17 protein-coding genes and 1 riboswitch are annotated in these 20,354 nt (G+C 37.9%); of the genes, 9 read left to right on the forward strand and 8 right to left on the reverse strand.

Annotation, left to right across the window (positions count from 1 at the left end; translation table 11 throughout):
• Positions 1 to 8 precede the first annotated feature (8 nt).
• From ilvD to ilvG, 4 genes are all read right to left on the reverse strand, one after another.
• Complete coding sequence (ilvD, locus tag H4J67_RS06575) at positions 9 to 1,871, reverse strand: dihydroxy-acid dehydratase (RefSeq protein WP_182203236.1); 1,863 nt, start codon at positions 1,869 to 1,871, stop codon at positions 9 to 11.
• Positions 1,872 to 2,107: 236 nt separating this feature from the next.
• The gene (locus tag H4J67_RS06580; protein WP_182174996.1) at positions 2,108 to 3,034 is read right to left on the reverse strand and encodes a branched-chain amino acid transaminase; all 927 of its coding nucleotides are present in this window, start codon (positions 3,032 to 3,034) and stop codon (positions 2,108 to 2,110) included.
• Positions 3,035 to 3,149: 115 nt separating this feature from the next.
• Positions 3,150 to 3,395: an acetolactate synthase 2 small subunit gene (ilvM, locus tag H4J67_RS06585; RefSeq protein WP_182174993.1), complete on the reverse strand. Its 246-nt coding sequence runs from the start codon at positions 3,393 to 3,395 to the stop codon at positions 3,150 to 3,152.
• Position 3,396: 1 nt separating this feature from the next.
• On the reverse strand, positions 3,397 to 5,061 hold the full coding sequence (ilvG, locus tag H4J67_RS06590) for an acetolactate synthase 2 catalytic subunit (protein WP_182174991.1): 1,665 nt from the start codon (positions 5,059 to 5,061) through the stop codon (positions 3,397 to 3,399).
• A gap of 500 nt (positions 5,062 to 5,561) precedes the next feature.
• Here ilvG and H4J67_RS06595 point away from each other — a divergent pair, with 500 nt between their 5' ends.
• On the forward strand, positions 5,562 to 7,085 hold the full coding sequence (locus H4J67_RS06595) for a YifB family Mg chelatase-like AAA ATPase (protein WP_182203238.1): 1,524 nt from the start codon (positions 5,562 to 5,564) through the stop codon (positions 7,083 to 7,085).
• A gap of 73 nt (positions 7,086 to 7,158) precedes the next feature.
• Here the strand turns inward: H4J67_RS06595 and ilvY are convergent, their stop codons facing one another.
• Positions 7,159 to 8,037, reverse strand: coding sequence for an HTH-type transcriptional activator IlvY (gene ilvY, locus H4J67_RS06600; protein ID WP_182175969.1), 879 nt, complete (start codon positions 8,035 to 8,037; stop codon positions 7,159 to 7,161).
• A gap of 198 nt (positions 8,038 to 8,235) precedes the next feature.
• Here ilvY and ilvC point away from each other — a divergent pair, with 198 nt between their 5' ends.
• From ilvC to H4J67_RS06615, 3 genes are all read left to right on the forward strand, one after another.
• Positions 8,236 to 9,720 (forward strand): ketol-acid reductoisomerase, encoded by a 1,485-nt coding sequence (gene ilvC, locus H4J67_RS06605; RefSeq protein WP_182175968.1) that lies wholly within the window; start codon positions 8,236 to 8,238, stop codon positions 9,718 to 9,720.
• Between the two features lie 129 nt (positions 9,721 to 9,849).
• Positions 9,850 to 10,167 (forward strand): pyrimidine/purine nucleoside phosphorylase, encoded by a 318-nt coding sequence (locus tag H4J67_RS06610; protein WP_182175967.1) that lies wholly within the window; start codon positions 9,850 to 9,852, stop codon positions 10,165 to 10,167.
• A gap of 285 nt (positions 10,168 to 10,452) precedes the next feature.
• Entirely contained in the window at positions 10,453 to 10,848 is a 396-nt protein-coding gene (locus H4J67_RS06615) for a Fis family transcriptional regulator (RefSeq protein ID WP_182175966.1), read from the forward strand.
• A 30-nt stretch (positions 10,849 to 10,878) separates the two neighbouring features.
• Here H4J67_RS06615 and proB read toward each other — a convergent pair whose 3' ends face one another.
• Complete coding sequence (gene proB, locus H4J67_RS06620) at positions 10,879 to 11,976, reverse strand: glutamate 5-kinase (RefSeq protein ID WP_182175965.1); 1,098 nt, start codon at positions 11,974 to 11,976, stop codon at positions 10,879 to 10,881.
• 420 nt (positions 11,977 to 12,396) lie between these two features.
• On the opposite strand from proB, the gene H4J67_RS06625 reads away from it, so the two are divergent.
• A complete protein-coding gene (locus H4J67_RS06625; protein WP_182175964.1) occupies positions 12,397 to 13,299 on the forward strand; it encodes an acyltransferase in 903 nt (300 codons plus the stop codon).
• A gap of 26 nt (positions 13,300 to 13,325) precedes the next feature.
• Positions 13,326 to 14,579 carry a mechanosensitive ion channel family protein gene (locus tag H4J67_RS06630; protein ID WP_182175963.1) on the forward strand — a complete coding sequence of 418 codons (1,254 nt, stop codon included), beginning with the start codon at positions 13,326 to 13,328 and terminating at the stop codon, positions 14,577 to 14,579.
• On the opposite strand, the gene tesB is transcribed toward H4J67_RS06630, so the two are convergent.
• The gene (gene tesB / locus H4J67_RS06635) at positions 14,576 to 15,433 is read right to left on the reverse strand and encodes an acyl-CoA thioesterase II (RefSeq protein WP_182175962.1); all 858 of its coding nucleotides are present in this window, start codon (positions 15,431 to 15,433) and stop codon (positions 14,576 to 14,578) included. The two genes, H4J67_RS06630 and tesB, sit on opposite strands and share 4 nt — an antisense overlap.
• Before the next feature lie 152 nt (positions 15,434 to 15,585).
• On the opposite strand from tesB, the gene H4J67_RS06640 reads away from it, so the two are divergent.
• Complete coding sequence (locus H4J67_RS06640) at positions 15,586 to 15,840, forward strand: hypothetical protein (RefSeq protein WP_070375371.1); 255 nt, start codon at positions 15,586 to 15,588, stop codon at positions 15,838 to 15,840.
• Between the two features lie 584 nt (positions 15,841 to 16,424).
• Here the strand turns inward: H4J67_RS06640 and H4J67_RS06645 are convergent.
• Positions 16,425 to 18,257: a hypothetical protein gene (locus tag H4J67_RS06645; protein ID WP_182175961.1), complete on the reverse strand. Its 1,833-nt coding sequence runs from the start codon at positions 18,255 to 18,257 to the stop codon at positions 16,425 to 16,427.
• Between the two features lie 159 nt (positions 18,258 to 18,416).
• A riboswitch (cyclic di-GMP riboswitch) is annotated at positions 18,417 to 18,499 on the forward strand.
• Positions 18,500 to 18,729: 230 nt separating this feature from the next.
• On the opposite strand from H4J67_RS06645, the gene H4J67_RS06650 reads away from it, so the two are divergent.
• A complete protein-coding gene (locus H4J67_RS06650; RefSeq protein WP_182175960.1) occupies positions 18,730 to 19,704 on the forward strand; it encodes a GGDEF domain-containing protein in 975 nt (324 codons plus the stop codon).
• A gap of 277 nt (positions 19,705 to 19,981) precedes the next feature.
• Positions 19,982 to 20,281: a cytochrome c gene (locus H4J67_RS06655; protein WP_182175959.1), complete on the forward strand. Its 300-nt coding sequence runs from the start codon at positions 19,982 to 19,984 to the stop codon at positions 20,279 to 20,281.
• Positions 20,282 to 20,354 lie beyond the last annotated feature (73 nt).

Raw genomic sequence — 20,354 nt, forward strand, 5'->3', positions numbered from 1 at the left:
AATTCACCTTACGCCTCAACTAAACCGTCAAGTAAATCACGGTTACGTACAGCACCTTTGTCAGCACTTGTTGCTAACATCGCGTAATTTTTCAACGCATAGCTAATTGGGCGTACACGATTAAGCGGTTTCCAAGCATCCTTGCCTTTTGCTTCCATGTTAACGCGACGCTCAGCTAAAACTGCTTCGCTGACGTTTAATGTAATATCGCGATTAGGGATATCGATATGAATAATGTCACCTTGCTCAACTAAGGCAATCATACCGCCACTGCCGGCTTCAGGAGAAACATGGCCAATAGATAAACCAGAAGTGCCACCAGAGAAACGACCATCGGTTAATAAAGCACATTCTTTACCTAACCCCATAGATTTTAAGTACGTAGTTGGGTAAAGCATTTCTTGCATACCGGGGCCTCCTTTAGGGCCTTCGTAACGAATAACAACCACTTCGCCAGCAACAACCTTGCCCGCTAAAATACCTGAAACCGCATCATCTTGGCTTTCAAAAACATGAGCTGGGCCGGTAAAGACTAAATTATCATCTGATACACCCGCCGTTTTAACAACACAACCATCAGGGGCAATATTACCGGCTAATACCGCTAAGCCACCCTCTAATGAATACGCGTGTTCAAGTGAACGTATACAACCGTTTTCACGATCATCATCAACAGTATCCCAACGACAATTTTGACTAAAAGCTTTAGTGGTGCGAATACCTGCAGGGCCTGCTCGGAAAAAGTCGATCACGCTTTGGTCTTTAGTTAACGTTATATCGTATTTTTCTAGCATTTCATCAAGTGTTAAACCCAGTACGTTTTTGATGTCCATGGTTAATAAATTAGCGCGAGCCAATTCACCTAAAATTGCAATAACACCACCAGCGCGATGTACATCTTCCATATGGTATTTAGGTGTAGAAGGAGCAACTTTACATAACTGCGGGACAATTCTTGATAAGCGATCCATATCTTTCATGGTGAAATCAATATCAGCTTCTTGCGCAGCGGCGATTAAATGCAACACGGTATTTGTTGAACCACCCATAGCAATATCTAAACAAGTGGCATTTTCGAACGCCGCTTTGTTAGCAATATTGCGTGGCAACGCCGACTCGTCATTTTCTTGATAGTAGCGCTTAGTTAATTTAACTATTTCTTTACCCGCGTTTAAAAACAGTTGTTCACGGTCAGCATGGGTTGCAAGCATTGAACCGTTACCCGGTTGTGCTAAACCTAACGCTTCTGCTAAACAGTTCATTGAATTAGCGGTAAACATACCCGAACAGGAACCACAAGTAGGACAAGCCGAACGTTCAACTTGGTCACTTTGCGCGTCAGAGACTTTTGGGTCAGCACCTTGGATCATCGCATCAACAAGGTCAAGTTTGATAATTTGGTTAGAAAGCTTAGTTTTACCGGCTTCCATTGGGCCACCGGAAACAAAAATCACTGGAATATTTAAGCGCATAGCCGCCATTAACATGCCCGGCGTGATTTTGTCACAGTTTGAAATACAGACCATAGCATCGGCACAATGCGCATTAACCATATATTCAACCGAGTCGGCAATTAAATCACGTGAAGGTAAGCTGTAAAGCATACCGCTGTGTCCCATGGCAATACCATCATCAACCGCAATAGTATTAAATTCTTTAGCGACACCACCCGCTTTTTCAATAGCGCCAGCAACCAGCTGCCCCATATCTTTTAAATGTACGTGACCGGGTACAAACTGAGTAAAAGAGTTAACAACCGCAATAATTGGTTTGCCAAAATCATTATCCGTCATTCCTGTTGCGCGCCATAAAGCACGAGCCCCAGCCATATTACGGCCTTGAGTAGAAGTTGCAGATCTTAATTTAGGCATGATATTTACATTCCAATTAATAATGTGAATTAATATTGTGAAAAATTTTATTTTGAAAGCCACTGTTCCAAGAAGCTCTTAAAATAAAACCTTATCGGTTTTATTTATAATTTACGGTGATAGCAACTCTTCAACATTTGCCACTTTAACAAAGAGGACGTACCGAGCTTGTCGCAATAAGCGAGTATTGCCGATACCGATAAAGTGATAATGACAACGAGTTGCTTTTATTACCGCTATTTAACGGGGTCTAACCAATTATCTGGAACAGTAGTCGTTCCGTTGAAAATACCAAAAAATGCTTCTTGAATAGCTTTAGTGATCGGTCCACGGGTACCATTACCGACGAGCATTCCGTCCACTGATTTTACCGGTACAACTTCCGTTGCTGTGCCACACATAAAGAACTCATCAACTAAGTACAATGACTCACGAGAAATTGGCTCTTCACGTACTTCATAGCCCAATTTTTCTGCAAGGAAAAAGACAGTATCACGGGTTAAACCTTGTAAAATAGAAGCCGTTCCAGGAGGGGTATAAAGAATACCTTTGCGGATCAAAAATAAGTTTTGACCGGCTCCTTCACTGACCATATTATTGATATCAAGTGCGACACCTTCAGCATAACCATGACGAGCAGCTTCAGCTGAAATCAGTTGTGATGAAAGGTAATTACCGCCGGCTTTTGCTGCTGTTGGCATAGTGTTAGGTGCTAATCGATTCCAACTTGACACTCCAACTTCTACACCATTCTCAATAGCATCAGCACCTAGGTAAGCTTCCCAACTAAATGCAGCAATCATTACATCAGCTTTTGCATCAATAGGTGGACGTAAACCCATACCGATATCACCCAAAAAAGCCAACGGACGTAAGTAAGCAGAAGCTAAACCATTTTCAGCAACGGCATCTTTACAGGCTTGAACAATTTCTTCTTGGGTAAAAGGGATATTCATTCGATAGATTTTTGCTGAATCAAATAAACGTTTAATATGTTCTTCTAAGCGAAAAATACACGTACCTTTATGAGTATCATAAGCACGGATACCTTCGAATACCGAGGAACCATAATGCAAAGCGTGACTCATTACATGCACGGTAGCATTTTTCCAAGGCATGAGTTCACCATTAAACCAAATTAGTTCTGCATTTACTTTAGCCATTTTTCTTCCTAATTTATAATATTTTTAACGAGTTAGCTGTAGTTTACTTACCCAACCAACTCTGAATTTTTATGGGTGCTTGTTGCGCAATTATTATAACTGGTTATGAGCGACATTACTGCGTGGTATTTTTGTCTACCTTGACGTCTTTGATATCAATCAGTTTATTAATTTGATCAACTAAAAGTGAAATAGGTCGTTCACTTCGCACCATTAATTCTATAGTACCGATATTTGTACCGGTATTAACTCGTGCCTTAATACCTTCAATTAGGAAGCCCCGGTAGCGGGCGACTTGTAAAATACGCTCTAACACCACTTGCTTATCATCAGCCTTTATACGTAATTGATAATGATTCATCTTAAGTACTCTCCATCATTTTATCATTGGCTGTATTGGGTGGAACTAGTGGCCAAACATTATCTGCGGCATCTATTTTAACTTGTAAAAGATAAGGCCCGTTATGCGCTAACATCTCTTCAATCGCCTCAGAAACCTCTGCCTTAGAGCTTATCTGTTTAGCTTTAATGTCAAATGCATTTGCAAGCATTACAAAATCAGGGTTATCAGAAAGATCTGTTTCACTTAAACGTCCGTCAAAAAATAAATCTTGCCATTGGCGGACCATACCTAATTTGGCATTATCAATAAGGACAATTTTTACCGGTAACTGAAAACGCTTTATTGTTGAGAGTTCTTGCACATTCATCATGATAGAGCCATCACCTGAAACAGTAATAATACAATCTGTTGGTCGACTAACTTGTGCACCGATCGCTGCCGGTAAGCCAAAGCCCATGGTGCCCATGCCAGCACTGGTTAAAAAGTTACTAGGGTGATCAAATGACATATGCTGTGCCGCCCACATTTGATGTTGACCAACATCAGTGGTAACACAGCTGTTTAGCGGCATTTTATCGCTCAACTCTTTAAGTACCGCTGGTGCAAAAATAGTGCTGCCAGGATGATTATAATCCCAAGCAAAATCAGCTTTCATTTGCTGACATTTTTGTTGCCAACTTTTGATTTCTAAAGGAATCGATAAGGCAGGTAGATTAGTTTTCAAATCACCTAAGATCGCTGAATCAGCGGCTCGGCGTTTATTAATTTCGGCTGTATCTATATCAAAATGAATAACTTTCGCATGAGGCGCAAACTCAGTTAATTTCCCAGTAACTCGGTCATCAAAACGTGCACCAACAACCACCAACAAATCACTTTCTTGTACCGCTAAGTTTGCCGCTTTAGTGCCGTGCATGCCTAACATGCCAAGATAATTTTCATTATCAGGCGAAATAGAACCTAAACCTTTTAGTGTTGAAACACTCGGTATATGGGTAATATCAATAAAATCGCGTAATTCATCGACCGCATTCGCCATACCTACACCGCCACCCACATACAAAACAGGCTGTTTTGCATGACAAAGCATAGCGATTGCAGAACCAACATTAGCCGGTGGTAAATTAACTTTATTTTTCAAGGTTGAAACCACACTGCCTTGGCTAACCACATGCGCAATTTGAATGTCTTTTGGGATATCGACAAGAACAGGACCTTGTCTCCCTTCCAATGCTATAGCAAAGGCTTGATGTAAAACTTTTTCCAGATCGTTAATATCTGTTACCTGAAAAGAATGCTTAGTACAGGCGAGTGATAAACCAAAAATATCGATTTCCTGAAAAGCATCAGAGCCCATCACCGAGGTAGCAACTTGTCCAGTGATGGCAACAATAGGAATTGAATCGGCAAGGGCGTCAGCAAGACCAGTAATTAAATTAGTTGCCCCCGGTCCAGAAGTCGCAAAACAAACCCCTACTTTACCGGCTGCTCTTGCATAGCCTACTGCTGAAAATGCCGCACCTTGCTCATGACGACACAAGAAGTGTTGGATGTCACTGTCGGTAAGTGCATCATAAATTGGCATTATAGCGCCACCAGGATAACCAAAAACATGCTCAACACCGTGCTGCTGAAGTACGTCAAAAAGTAATGAACCGCCTGTTTGTTTATTTTCACTTGTCATCTTTTTTTTAACCCACCCAACTGAATACATTTTGCATAACCGTTAGTTTGAGCTTTCTCCTTTGCGCTGAGTTGGTATGATTTATTGATATAAAATATTGATATTAAAACTAACTATCATTACTTTCATCTTTATCTATAAAAAAACCCCCGTTCCTTTCGGAGCGAGGGTTTGTTTTTTGCTTTAGTTTTTCTTAGCTCAACAAACAACCTCGCGATGATTTAATAATCACCACGACGAGAATGTTAATAATCACTGAACTAAATTTTTGCATGTTTATTCAATTACCTTGATTCTTTATAAAAACAAAATGAAAAACTTTTAAATTTGTTGGCTATTGCACTTCCTATTTAAATTAGTACCATAGCTCTAATATTAAGTGCAAGTTTTTTTACTATCGTTTTTTAATTGAAATAAATAATTTAGTTATATGATGCGTTAGCACTTTAGATAAATCCTGACTAAACTTAACTTACAGGATGCTAATTAAATGGATTTTTATGAGCTTAGCTTGTATTTATAGCAGAGCCCGGGTTGGGCTTGAATCTCCCCTTGTCACTGTCGAAGTGCATTTAGCCAATGGACTACCGGTATTTAATATTGTTGGTTTACCAGAAACCTCGGTACGTGAATCAAAAGATCGGGTGCGCAGCGCTATCATCAATTGTGGTTATCAATTCCCAGCAAAGCGAATTACCATAAATCTAGCCCCCGCTGATTTACCTAAAGAAGGAGGTCGCTTCGACTTACCGATAGCGCTTGGTATTTTGGTTGCCAGTGAGCAACTACCTAATACAGATTTAAGCCAATATGAGTTTGCTGGCGAACTTGCGCTTTCGGGTGAATTGCGTGAAATTATTGGTGAAATTCCAATGGCAATTGCTTGCGCTAAGGCTAAAAGAACCTTAGTTATTCCTAAACAAAATGCTGAACAAGCGAGTTGGGTTAAGCAGGCCAATATTTTATCGATAGAACATTTAAGTCAATTATACCCACACTTTTTAAAGCAACGCTCGCTACCTTTGGTATCAGCAAAAGCAGTAGAACATTATCAAGTGCCTACCAGCAAAGACATTGCTGATGTAATTGGCCAACCACTAGCAAAAAGAGCTCTAGAGATCTCTGCTTGTGGCGCGCACAACCTACTTTTTATTGGACCACCCGGTACGGGCAAAACCATGCTAGCGAGCCGCTTACCTGGAATATTACCACCGATGAGCGAAAGTGAAGCGTTAGAGGCTGCAGCTATCGCTTCGATTAGTCATCAAAAAATCAATCATAAATCTTGGTTAACTCGCCCCTTTCGCGCCCCCCATCATACGGCTTCTTCTGCGGCACTGGTTGGTGGTGGCAGCCAACCACAAGCCGGAGAGATTTCATTAGCGCATAATGGTGTATTGTTTCTGGATGAATTACCAGAATTTGCTCGTAAAGTGCTCGATGTTTTACGTGAACCCATGGAATCAGCTGAAGTCACCATTTCTCGAGCAATGTACAAACAAACCTTTCCAGCAAAATTTCAATTAGTGGCTGCGATGAATCCTAGCCCAACCGGATTTTACAATGATAACCGCAGCACACCCGAACAAGTGCTACGTTATTTAAATCGCCTATCGGGGCCTTTTCTTGACCGAATTGACATTCAAATTGAGGTGACACGTTTACCCAAGGGTATGTGGGCAAAGAATGATCATAACAATGAAAGTTCTGCGCAAATACAGAAAAGGGTTGCGCTGTGTAGAGAATTACAATTACAGCGACAAGGGAAAGCAAATGCTCACTTAGGGAGTGCTGAAACACGGATATTTTGCAAACTGAGTGCTGATGAGCATGAATTTTTAGAGCTCGCCGTTGAAAAACTTGGTTTGTCTACACGCGCCCACCATAAAATATTAAAGATAGCGCGCACCTTGGCAGACATGAATAGTATTGAAGATATTCAACATGAACATATCATTGAAGCGCTGTCTTATCGCGCAATGGACCGATTACTGAGACACCTAACCGATGCTGTTTCTTTTTAACCGGACATCACAATTAAAAAGCTTTCTAGCCATTAATAATGGCTATTCTCTAGCGATAAAGCGGTTGCTGAGACTATTTAATTGCCTCAAAGAAGGCTTTGACTAAGGTTTGTTCTCGACTTTGGTTTAAACAACAAATGCCGAGGTCGAACGGCTCAATATCGCCAACATGTTGTAAATATTGCACCCGGTCTTTTACTGGGCTATTTTCCACAACAACTTTTGGTGCCATGCCAACACCACAACCTAAAGCAACCATGCTAACAAGCGCTTCATGACCCGAAACTGTTGCATAAATATTGGGTTTACCTTGTTGCTTTTTACGATACCAAAGCTCAAAACGCTTACGTGCCGCACCATGCTCAGCTAAAATAATTGGTACTTCAGACCAAATAATCGTTTCGTCTTGTAATTGTTGCTGAACTCGACAAGCCATTGTCGGTGCAATTACGGCCAACGGCACATTAGCAATGTGCTGAAAATAAAACATTCTTGATAAGCTTTCAGGTTTTACACCAAAGGCAAAATCTACCAATTTTTGCTGTACTTGGTCAAAGGCATCAGCAGCATCACCGGTTGTTAATACAATTTCAACTAGCGGGTGTTGCTGGCGAAAGCGTTCCAATAGCGGTGGTAAATGACTATAAGCGGCAGTAACAGAACAATAAATGTGAAGTTTACCCTGTAGTTCAGCCTGCTTTTGGTCAAGCGACAATTGCAATAATTGCCATTGTTCAAGCTGCTGTTCAGCATATTTATAAAATAACATACCTGCCTCAGTTAACACCACTGAGCGATTATCACGATGTAATAGCAAACAACATAACTGATCTTCCAGCCTTTGAATAATTCGACTTAAGGTAGAAGTACTGACATGGTGCGCTTCAGCAGTTTTCCCAAAATGAAGACTGTGGGTTAAATGCACGAACATTTTTAACGATTTAAGATCCATTCTTTACTCTTACCATTCATGACAACATTTTACCCACCAATTATTGCGTTTTATGCAACACCACCTTGCGAATATATCATTTTAAGCAACATTAATCTTGCGCTATGATAACTTCATCGTCAGAAAGACCGATAAAACTATTTAATGATCACATCGCCAGCATTACGTTGAGTCGATTTGAGACAAAAGGATAACCCAATGAGCAATTATTTTAATACGTTAAGTTTACGCGAAAAATTAGGTCAGTTAGGCAAATGTCGTTTTATGCAGCGTGAAGAATTCAGCGATGGCTGTAATTTTATTAAAGACTGGAACATTGTTATTGTTGGTTGTGGCGCACAGGGACTAAACCAAGGTTTGAACATGCGTGATTCAGGTTTAAATATCTCTTACGCATTACGCGAAGCTGCCATTTCATCAAAACGTCAATCTTGGCAATGGGCGACAGAAAACGGTTTTACCGTAGGTACATACGCTGAATTAATTCCACAAGCTGACTTAGTGCTTAATTTAACACCAGATAAGCAACATACCTCTGCTGTTACTGCTGTTATGCCTCATATGAAACAGGGTTCAACTCTAGCCTACTCACACGGTTTTAATATCGTTGAAGAAGGTATGAAAATTCGTGAAGATATTACTGTAGTCATGGTTGCCCCTAAATGTCCGGGTACTGAAGTACGTGAAGAATACAAACGTGGTTTTGGTGTACCTACTTTAATTGCTGTTCACCCTGAGAATGATCCACAAGGTAACGGTTTAGCAATCGCTAAGGCTTACGCATCAGCTACCGGTGGCGATCGTGCCGGCGTACTTGAATCATCATTTATTGCTGAAGTGAAGTCTGACTTAATGGGCGAGCAAACTATTTTATGTGGCATGTTGCAAACCGCAGCAGTACTTGGCCATAAGCAGTTAGTTGCGCAAGGTATGGATGCTGCGTATGCACGTAAGCTATTACAATACGGCATTGAAACAACAACGGAAGGCTTAAAGCATGGGGGTATCACCAATATGATGGACCGTTTATCAAACCCTGCTAAAGTTAAAGCGTTTGATATGTCTGAAGCATTAAAAGTCATCTTACGTCCGTTATTTGAAAAACATATGGACGACATTATCGAAGGTCGCTTCTCTGCCACTATGATGGAAGATTGGGCAAATGATGATGTGAATTTATTAAAATGGCGTGAAGAAACAGCTGAGTCTTCTTTTGAAAAAGCCGCTGATTGCGACATTGAAATTACCGAACAAGAATACTACGACAAAGGCATCTTTGTGGTTGCTATGGTAAAAGCCGGTGTTGAACTAGCCTTTGAAGCTATGGTTGCTGCGGGTATCATTGAAGAATCAGCGTATTACGAGTCATTACACGAAACACCGTTAATTGCTAACTGTATTGCCCGTAACAAATTGTACGAAATGAACGTAGTCATTTCAGATACCGCTGAATACGGTAACTATTTATTTACCCATGCTGCACAACCTTTACTTAGTGATTTCACCAACAAATTGTCACTTGAAGAATTAGGTGAAGGCTTAAAGGAAAGCTCAAATGGCGTTGATAACGTTCGCTTGATTGAGGTTAACGAAGCAATTCGCAGCCATGGTGTCGAAAGCGTAGGTAAAAAATTACGTGGTTACATGACCGATATGAAACGCATTGTAGAGTCAAATCAATAAAATAAAATAAAACAAGCGTTGTAGATCACGAAAGGTAAACACTTAAGCCAGATAATCTAGTGGTATTATTTTCTGGCCAGCAAGTGTTAAACTGCAGCGCTTTATTTTATATCAAAGAGGAAAATTATCATGACAGAATTAAAGAATGTAACACTGACCAAGGCCGCTAATGTTTATTTTGACGGCAACGTAACTAGCAGAAAAGTAACGTTAGCAGATGACTCAGTAGTAACCTTAGGCATTATGATGCCTGGTGAGTATACCTTTGCTACAGCGGAAAAAGAATTGATGGAAATTATCGCTGGTGAGGTTGAAATATTATTACCTAATGAGACGCAATGGCAAAGCATTTCTGCAGGTGGACACTTTTATGTCGACGCCGATGCTAAATTTGATATCAAAGTAAAAACGTTAGCTGATTATTGTTGTTCTTACATAGCAGCATAAAGCCACATCTATAGGCTTTAACCGTACCTCCGTGAATAATGGAGGTGCTTATCATTAACTTAAGTCACCATTACCGACAAAAAATCACTGATACCTTAAAAGTGACACCTCCTTAAAACAAGCACCGACATTTAACGTTAAGTTATCATTGTAATTGACCTCGCTATTGCCGATAACCGCTAAACCTTATTTAACACCTCGCCACTAAAAACATTGTTGATTTACTATCAATCATATTCATTTAATGAAAAAATCATCTTTAATAGCCATTGCTGAATATAAATAATGAAACTCAATAAAACCACGCAAAAAATCGATAATAATGTTTGTAAAGCACTTAAATTAGCCTGCGAAGACTTCACTAGCGAGGTTGATGGTTTCTGTTGGTTAACCCATCGCGCTAATTACACTAATTTTCCCGCGAGTTTAGTGGTGACCTGTATTTTCGATATCGATGCAGAAGTGATTGCAGCCAAAGAACAAAAAGTTGATGACCACTTGCGTGATGTCATTCAAAAGCAGTTACTCAAAGTGGGTATTGTCTTAAAAAACGTTCGCCACAATGTGCATTTAGATAGTGAAGAATCTTGCTTACGTGACCATAGTGGTCAATGGCCTGAACGTCTAAAATTAAGAGTGACTAAGCAAAAGCCAACACAAAGTAAACAGTTTGGTCGCTAGAGCCTCAGGTAGTTACCCCGTTACCTAGCCTTATAAAACAACCATATCATCACGATGAATAATCACTTTACTGGGACAACAACCTAATAAAGTGATTATCTGTTCACTATTACAACCCATAATACGCAACAAATCTCGTTGACTGTATTGGCAAATACCTTTGGCTATGGGCTTTTTAGAATGCGCGTCAATAATATCAACTGACTCTCCAGCGACAAAATCACCGTCAACTTGACTGACACCTGCGGGTAATAACGAAGCACCTTCATTAAGCACAGCATGCACTGCACCCGCATCAATATGTACTTTTCCACTGCTTTTTAAGGTATGTTTTAACCAGTGTTTGCGTGCTTTGGTCGCCGCTTGTTTGGCACTAAAATGTGTACCCGGGTTTTCACCTTTTAATATCTGTTGAAAAACTTCACTACGACTACCATTTAAAATATAAGTATCTATGCCATTTTCAACCGCTTTTTCCGCTGCCTGAATTTTTGTTTTCATACCACCGGTGGCAATAACGTTATTTGTTGTTCCAGCCATGGCATGAATTTCAGCGGTAATTTCATGAATTTCAGGGAGTAACCTTGCTTTAGGGTTTTCACGCGGGTCTTGGTCATAAACGCCATCGATATCGCTTAAGATGAATAAGCAGTCAGCCTCGCTCACTAAAGCGACTAAGGCGGCTAAATTATCGTTATCACCGACTTTCAATTCATCGGTCGCGACCGTGTCATTTTCATTAACAATAGGGATAACACCATTTTCCAATAAAATACGTAAGGTATTTTTAATATTGATGTAGCGCTGGCGATCTTTTAAATCTCCATGGGTAATGAGTAACTGGCTACAAGGAACATCAAAAAAGCACTGCCAATTCGCCATCATTTTCATTTGCCCAACGGATGCCATCGCTTGTTTAGTGGGAATAGAGGGAACGGGAGAGCCGTGCTTAATCAATTGTCGTCCTGCAGCAACACTGCCCGATGAAACGATAATAATTTCTTTACCTGCCTGTTGGCATTCGGTAATAAAACGAGCAATAGCAAGAATATACTTACCACTACAACCGTTATTATCTGGTGCAACCAAAGCACTGCCTACTTTAATTACCGCACGATTAAAATTCATTGTTGTTCCCCTATGATCCAGTGCCTAGCATGCCTCGATATGCAGGTAATTTGCAATCAACTTTTTGCCATAATATAGATGAGTTTGTCCTTTTTAGGCTGTTGACTTGTTATATCGAATTAATTCGGTATTTATATCCTTTAAAACTTAAAAAATGGCGAGTTATTTAACTTGAAATAACAAGATGGTGGTTTTTACCTCATTATAAAATATCAATAATAGACACCTAAAACGCCTTTTTCTGCTAATTATTAGCATTAAGCCTCGTTAACTTTTACTCATTTCAACAACTTGATGATTAATCGTTTTCAAACGGTTGTTAATCGTGATTAATTTATTTCACTGTTTTTGCTGAAAATTACTTCAAATCAGATTATGATCTAACATCTATTTATTTTTGTTATATTGAGCAAGTATTCCATGTTGAATTTTTTACCTCCGCTACTTATTCATATTATTTCGCTAACAATTTATACCATTAATACGCTTTTCTGGTTAATACCTATTATTATATTTTCATTTTGTAAGGCTATTATTCCCTTAACTTTTGCTAAGAAAATATTCAGCTATTTATTAGATCAAATGGCAAGTAATTGGGTGGGTGTTAACACCTTCATTCAAAAGCTCTTTAATAAAACAGAAATTAAAGTAACCGGCTTAGATCAACTAACCATGAAAGAATGGTATTTGGTCATCTGTAATCACCAAAGCTGGGTTGATATTGTTATCTTGCAGCGAGTCATGCATCGCAAAATTCCTTTTTTGAAATTTTTCTTAAAAAAAGAACTCATTTTTGTGCCTTTTTTAGGCTTGGCTTGGTGGGCTCTCGACTTTCCATTTATGAAGCGTTATAGCCAATCTTTCATTAAAAAGAATCCCCATTTAAAAGGTAAAGACGTTGAAACCACGCGTAAAGCTTGTGCTAAATTCAAGCATAAACCCGTCAGCATAATGAACTTTATAGAAGGAACACGCTTCACTAACAAAAAGCACGATAAGCAAAATTCCACGTTTAAACATCTACTTAAACCTAAAGCGGGTGGCATAGGTTTTGTGCTAGAAGCCATGGGTGGCAACTTGCATAAAATAGTCAATATTACCATTCATTACCCAGAGGGCATCCCTACTTTTAGTGATTTTTTAGCGGGGAAAATTAAACAGGTAAATGTCAATGTAGAGGTTTCAAACATTGGCGATGATCTTGTTGGCGACTATGTGCGCGATCGAAATTTTAAAATAAAATTTCAAAAGTGGGTTAATCAATTATGGCTTGATAAAGACCAAAAACTTATCGAGTTTAATAATGATAATACCGCTAAATAACATTGAAATTGAAAAAGGAAACTTAAATGAGTGAACTCATTAGCACATGGTTAACTAACCAAGGTATCGCCGAAGCGTATTTAGCGATGACCACAATTTTTGTTGGTTGCATGCTCATTTTTGTCATTTCGGCATTGGGTTACTACCTCGCAAAATATCAGGTATTAGCTTTTGTTAACAAAATGGTCAGCAGAACAAAAAACACTTGGGATGATGTTTTATTAGAGCATAATGTTTTTTCTCGCTTCGCTTTTTTAATCCCGTTATTCGTACTACTGTTTTTAACGCCTATTTTACTGCCGGAACAGGCATTACTTGGCGCCGTTTTAGTGGTTTTTGTAAAAATAGCTCTCAGTTTTCAAATTGCACGTTGTATCAGTGCTGTTTTAAACGTCATTAGAAGTCTCTATCAAAATACGGCGCGTGACCGCTACTTACCCTTAAGCTCAACGATACAAGTGATAAAACTGGCTATTTATTTGGTTGCCACTATTTTATCTATTTCATTTATTTTAGATAAGTCACCTATTTATTTACTCAGTGGTTTAGGTGCATTAACGGCTGTTTTATTATTAGTATTTCAGGACACGATTAAAGGCTTAGTCGCTAGTATTCAAATATCAGCGAACAAAATGGTCGCGCCTGGTGACTGGATTGAAATTCCTAATTATGGTGCTGATGGTGATGTGATTGAGATTGGTTTAAATACGGTTAAAGTAAAAAACTTTGATAATACAGTGACAACCGTTCCTACGTACGCCTTAATAAATGGCTCATTTAAGAATTGGCGAGGCATGCTCAATTCAGGTGGTCGACGTATTAAGCGTAGTATTATTATTGATATTAACAGTATTTCATTTTATCAAAATGCAGAGATTGAAAAACTCAAAGAAATTAGTTTATTAAAAGATTATTTACAGCAAAAATCTGATGAAATCACCACGAGTTTAAAAACGGCTAATTTATCTAACGATAATGTTAATAGCCGACAGTTAACCAATGTCGGAACTTTTCGCGCTTATATTACCGCTTATTTGGCTAAACATGAAAAAATACATAATGAGATGACTTGCATGGTCAGGCAATTAGCGGCAACCGACTCAGGCTTACCGCTGGAGATATATTGCTTCAGTAATGACCAAAACTGGAAGAATTATGAAGGTATACAAGCCGATATTTTTGACCATTTATTCGCAATGGCACCGGTATTCAGTTTACGTGTTTTTCAACATCCTACCGGCTATGACTGGCAAAAAAGTCGCTCGAGTCGAAAATTCTAACGTTGACGAACCACGCCTTCTTGCATCGTTGAGGCAACAAGCTGTCCTTGACGATTAAAAATTTGTCCTTTAACTAAGCCGCGGCCGCCACTTGCTGACGGACTGTCCATAACGTAAAGCAGCCAATCATCAAAACGAAATGGGCGATGAAACCACATAGCATGGTCAATAGTGGCAATCTGTAAATTGGGTTGCCAATGACTCAAGCCATGGGGAAATAAAGCCGTTGGTAAAAACAAGAAGTCAGAAGTATAAGCCAGCATATAAGTATGAATACGCAAATCATCAGATAAGGTACCGTTTGCTTTTATCCACATCTGAGACTTAGGTGCTGTCTTTTCGGGTTGCAGCCAATTATAAGGTTCAACAGGACGCATTTCGATGGGTTTTTCAGCTAAAAATTTACCTCTAATTTCTTCAGGTATTTTATCTTGGTTATCGAAAATAAAATCTGTGTAAGACGCTAAATCTTCAGGTGCGGGTACATCAGGCATAAGATCTTGATGCTCAATGCCTTTTTCATATTGTTGAAAAGAGGCCGTCATATAGAATATATCTTTACCGTTTTGAATTGCTTTAACACGGCGAGTGCTAAAACTTTTTCCATCACGAATATTTTCCACTTCATAAACAACCGGCTTACTCGCATCGCCTGGACGTAGAAAATAAGAATGAAGAGAGTGAACATTACGTGCTGAATTTACTGTTTCTTGAGCGGCAGAAACAGCTTGTCCCATTACTTGACCACCAAACAGCGCACGAAAGCCTAAATCTTGACTTTGACCACGATAAATTCCTTGTTCGATTACCTCTAATTCTAATAATGAAGATAAATCATCCAACACTTGACTCATAATATTTAGCACTCACTGATATAAAATTTTGACTATAGCATATTTATAATTTATATCTTTAGCGACATTTTAAAATTGTTGAAAATTCATACGCTGCAAGGTAATATCTAAGCAATAAGAAAATTATTGACTAAAAATACGAAGAGATCTCAATGGAAGCGCTATTAGAAAGAGAAGTATTGTTAGAAAGAAGGCAAGGTAGTAATGAGGAGCAGTCGCTATGGGACAGGCTTTCTCTTGCACAAAAATTTGCCGCCAGTAGCATGACTCAGTTTGGTTACGACTTATCTTTTATTAGAAACAGCAATAACGGCAGCTTAGCCATATTACAATGCAATGGTAAAACAGCAACTATTAACGGTGAAGGTGAAGTAGACTCAACGCCAAGTATAATTATTCGTCCTTAGTTATTCATCCTTGATTAAAGGCAAATACCTAGCCTACTTTCAGAGATACATGAAAAGATGCCCCAGTTAGGCATCTTTTTTAGTTTTAGTGAGTAATAAAGTTTCAATTAAAGAAATATACCCCGTCAAATTATTACTTGACCACATACGCCTTACGCTCGCATCTTGCTTAGCGATATGCTCCACAAACTTTTTAAAAGCGTCATCGTCGAAATTTCCATAACACTTTTTAGTGATTGACTGCAGTTTGCCTTTTCCTTTTAAACACTCAATAAAAATTGCTGCATAGTTATTAATCAGTGGTGAAATAATTTCAATCGTCTCAGGCTCTAATGCCTGGCAATTTTTAATTATTTGTAATCGATTTTTAACAAAATCTTCGTGTCACTTGGCAATTATAGCCATAGAGTCTATATAAAACTTATTTTCTTTCTGACTACTACTGAGCTCTTTTTTCATACTAAATAATGCGCGTTGTAGACCTTCCAATCGAAAATAAAAATAAATACTCAAAGCTACAAAAATAACAGCAATGGACAATACAAAAATCATATTAAACCTATTAAAATGAAAAGTAATATTGACTACGCTTTAGTGGTTTCACTTAAACGCGATAAAAATATGTAAGGGTCAATATCTTGTGCTGTGGGTGAACCATAGGCGTAGCGAATTTTAAGTGAATAATCACCTAAATTAGCGAAGAATCTAAGCTTAATCGCGTTAGCTAAACTATTTAACTTAATCGCTATTTCAGCTTGAGTTTGGTGGGGGGCTATCAGTAAATATTCACCATCGTTAATTGTACCCGCTTCATCAAATTCACCTTTGGACTCATTAAGTAAGATCGCTAATGTTTTTGAAACTTCGAGCATAACTTTATGATTAAAGTGAAAGGAAAGCTCTTGCCAGTTAACAACTGATAAGTAGCCAATCGCTAAGGGATAGTCGTATTTCCTCGCCATTTTATAATTTAGTTGATAATTTCTTTTAGTTTGAGAGGGCGTTACCAAATAAGATAATGGCTGTTCCACTTCATCGTATACTTGATTTAAGCGTAACGTTCTTTGCCTTAATCCAAAAAAAACCAACGTAATCAATAATAAAATAACGATCACAATCAATAAATATATGACCTCTTTTTGCGCGATAAATTTTGCACTAAATTGAGTTTGTAACTTACTCTGTTCTGCGAGATTCAGGATTAAATTTCGACTTTTATCATTTGCACTTAACATTTGACTGGAGTCGATAATTAATGAGGGCTCAGCCTTTTTCTGAAACTGTTCAAGTAATACAAGATAATCTTTATGGGCAATTAACGCATTTTTATAATCACCGTTTTTCTGATACATATCACTTAATAAAAGTAATAATTTAGCCTGCTTTTTTGATAGCTTTATGTGTTTAGCATTTAATTCTGCTAGTTGAAGGTAGTGTTGATACAAAGCTTTATTGTTTAATAGACTTGAGGTCTCTGCTAATAAAATTAACGAGGTTAAATAAGGCTTACTTAGGCTCTTTTCATTAAATGTAGCACTGGCTGATAATAGCCAGTTATGTGAATCACTGAACTCTCCCTGCTTTAATAACACCTCTGCCAATCCTAATTCAGCATAGGCAGCACTAATTGGCGCATTTTTATTTTTACCATATTTTTGTGCTTCCCAAAAAGCATTGTAAGCATCATCAAATAAATTTAACTGAAAATAAGCACGGCCTAAGTGTAAATAAGTTTGGTCAATATTAGCTAATTTATCTAAATCAAATTTTAAGGTTAATAACTTATTTTGCATGGTTAGCGATGCTTGATAATCGCCTAAATAATAATGTGCCGTTGCTAAAATTTCTAAAAGACAAAGGTGGTCCTCATACTGAGGATTTACAGAAATCAGCACCTTAACTTGATTAAGATCATTCATCGATAAATCGTTTTTATTTTGCAACGCATAGGTAACAGCTCGATAACTCAAAGCAATTAAGCGATATTTTAGCACTTGTGGAGAATCAGCAATTAAGATGACATTGGTTGCCATATTTTGAGTTTTCTCATACTTCTCCTGTAAATAATAGCCATCTGCAACTTTCAGCAATAAATTAAACTTTATTGCTGGTTCAAGTCCTTGCAGAGAAATTCCATCTTGCGCAAAATGAAATGCCTCGCTATTTTCACCCTTATTATTGGCAACATCAGCAAGAAGGATGAAGGTTTTTCCACGAATTTGGACGGTATAATTTTCTTGAGATCCTAAAATTTTTTTTGAAAGCGTAATAATCTCTTCGTAGGGAAGGTTTTCAGCGTCTTGTAAAAAATAGCGTTCTACATCTTTAATGTTTTGCTCAACGTTTAAAGCATCATTGGCAAAACAAAATGAAGGAGCTATAAAAAAACAAAAGATCAACAACAGCTTACAGGGCATTATGAACTAAAATCCTTTATCTCATGATCAGTAGAGTGATCAGCCATAACCTATAAATTTATCTATTACTTATAGGTTTTCGTTACGGTTCAACAAATTATCCATAATAAAGGTTTACAAGCATAGTTCAACGCTTATAATGAATTTAGAGTTTCTAAAACTCGAAAAGGGCAAATCTAGTGAAAGCTAGAGACGCAAAGTTACCGGTCTAAGGGGAAACCTAGGATAGCGGAACTGCCAAGTATAGATATAGTGGGGGCTTGTCTTTATTTTGAACAGTTTGCTTTCGGTATACTTTGCGGTCCTTCCCTTCTTTTTAATTATTTTCTGCCATATATTAACTTCATTTAAAATACTATATAACTAAGCATATGTTTTTTAAAGACAAAATATATATGTGGTACTTTACTTGTTTTTACTAGAAAATGGTCTATTGATATTGTTAATTGGGTGTACAAATTGAGATGGAACAATGAAATATCATGATTCCATAAAACAAGCTGAACTAAAAATGAACATGGCCGTAAAACAATTACAGCGGTGGCTTTTACCTGTCAGCCCAATTAATTATTCAGTTAGCTACGAATATATTAATAAAAAAAACATTCTTCTTAATACTGCTATTGAAAATAAACTTGCCACAGGTAAAAAACTTGATGATTTCTTCATTGAAGAAAATTATCGTCAGTTCATTTTAGGTCAAAGTAAATTCAGAGATGAACTCATTGACGACCTTAATGACGTTGTCACCCATGTTGAAAAAAACAGCCAAAAATCATCGCAGAGTATTAATAAACTTATTACCACGCTAGACAGTAATGTTTCTGACCTACAATCTAACGATAAAGAAAAAATAGTCGTTGCGGTAAATAGTATTCGCCAAGCATCTAAAGCCTTTAAACTACACCAACAAAAATTTGCTGAACATATTTCTTTTACCCGTAAAAAAACACAAGCTTTGAAAGTTGAATTAAAAGAAGTACGTGAAGAAATTTACATGGATCCACTTACCGGTCTTTATAATCGTAAAGCCATGTCTAAGCATTTAGATTTATGGCTAACAGAAGATCCAAGTCGGCAAGTTGCCGCAATTGTCGTCTGTGTTGATCAAATTTCAGAAGTTAATCTGCAATTCGGTCATTTAATTAGTGATGTTCTCTTATCAAAAATAGCTAGTAAAGTAAGTAGTTATGTTGCTGGCAGCGGCCTACCAATACGTTCTGGTGGCGATGAATTTTTAATTCTGTTGCCTGATATTGACAAAGGAAGTGCTCGAGAAATTGCTGATAAAATAGCACATGGCGTTGAAAAACTGCGCTTTGTTAGTAGTAAGTCTGGTATTAGATTACCTCAAATGACATTATCTACTGGTGTAGGCATATTTAATGTTGCTGAAAATGCCAACAGTATCTTAAAAAAGTCACGTCTGTTGCTACCCGATTTATAGAAAAAATAATACATTAAGTTCTTAATCACTCAACAAGATACTTTTTGCTAAATTAGGTTTTTTCTATCGCTGATATTTTCACTTCAAAAAATAATATCAGTGATAGTATGCTCCCACCTTACTTAATATAAGCGGTAATAATCCTAATATACTCAGTGATAAATCAAAGAAGATCACATTGCTAGTGCTTAGCTAAAAAAAGTCGACGACAGCCTCCTTGTTTTCTCATATACTGAATGTAGTGTAAAATTCCTAACGACTAAGAGAGAAATAAGTTATGAAAAAAATTACTTTAGCTGTTGCTGCTACTTTAATGATGGTATCTCCTGTTTTTGCTGGTGATGTTGCTGCTGGTAAAGCAAAAACTGGTATGTGTGCCGCTTGTCATGGTGTTGCAGGTATTTCTGCAGTTCCAATGTACCCAAATCTTGCTGGACAAAAAGAAGCTTACACGGCGAGCCAATTAAAAGCCTTTAAAGCTGGCACACGTAAAAATGCAATCATGGGACCTATGGCTATGGGTTTGAGTGATGAAGATATCGCGAATATTGCCGCTTATTACGCTAGTTTAAAATAAACTCAATAATTATTGTTGAACCTGGTTCATCAAAAAATAATATTAAAAAACGCTCAATTGAGCGTTTTTTGTT

Origin of the sequence: Colwellia sp. BRX10-4 (assembly GCF_014077465.1) — a bacterium.
GTDB lineage: Bacteria > Pseudomonadota > Gammaproteobacteria > Enterobacterales > Alteromonadaceae > Colwellia_A.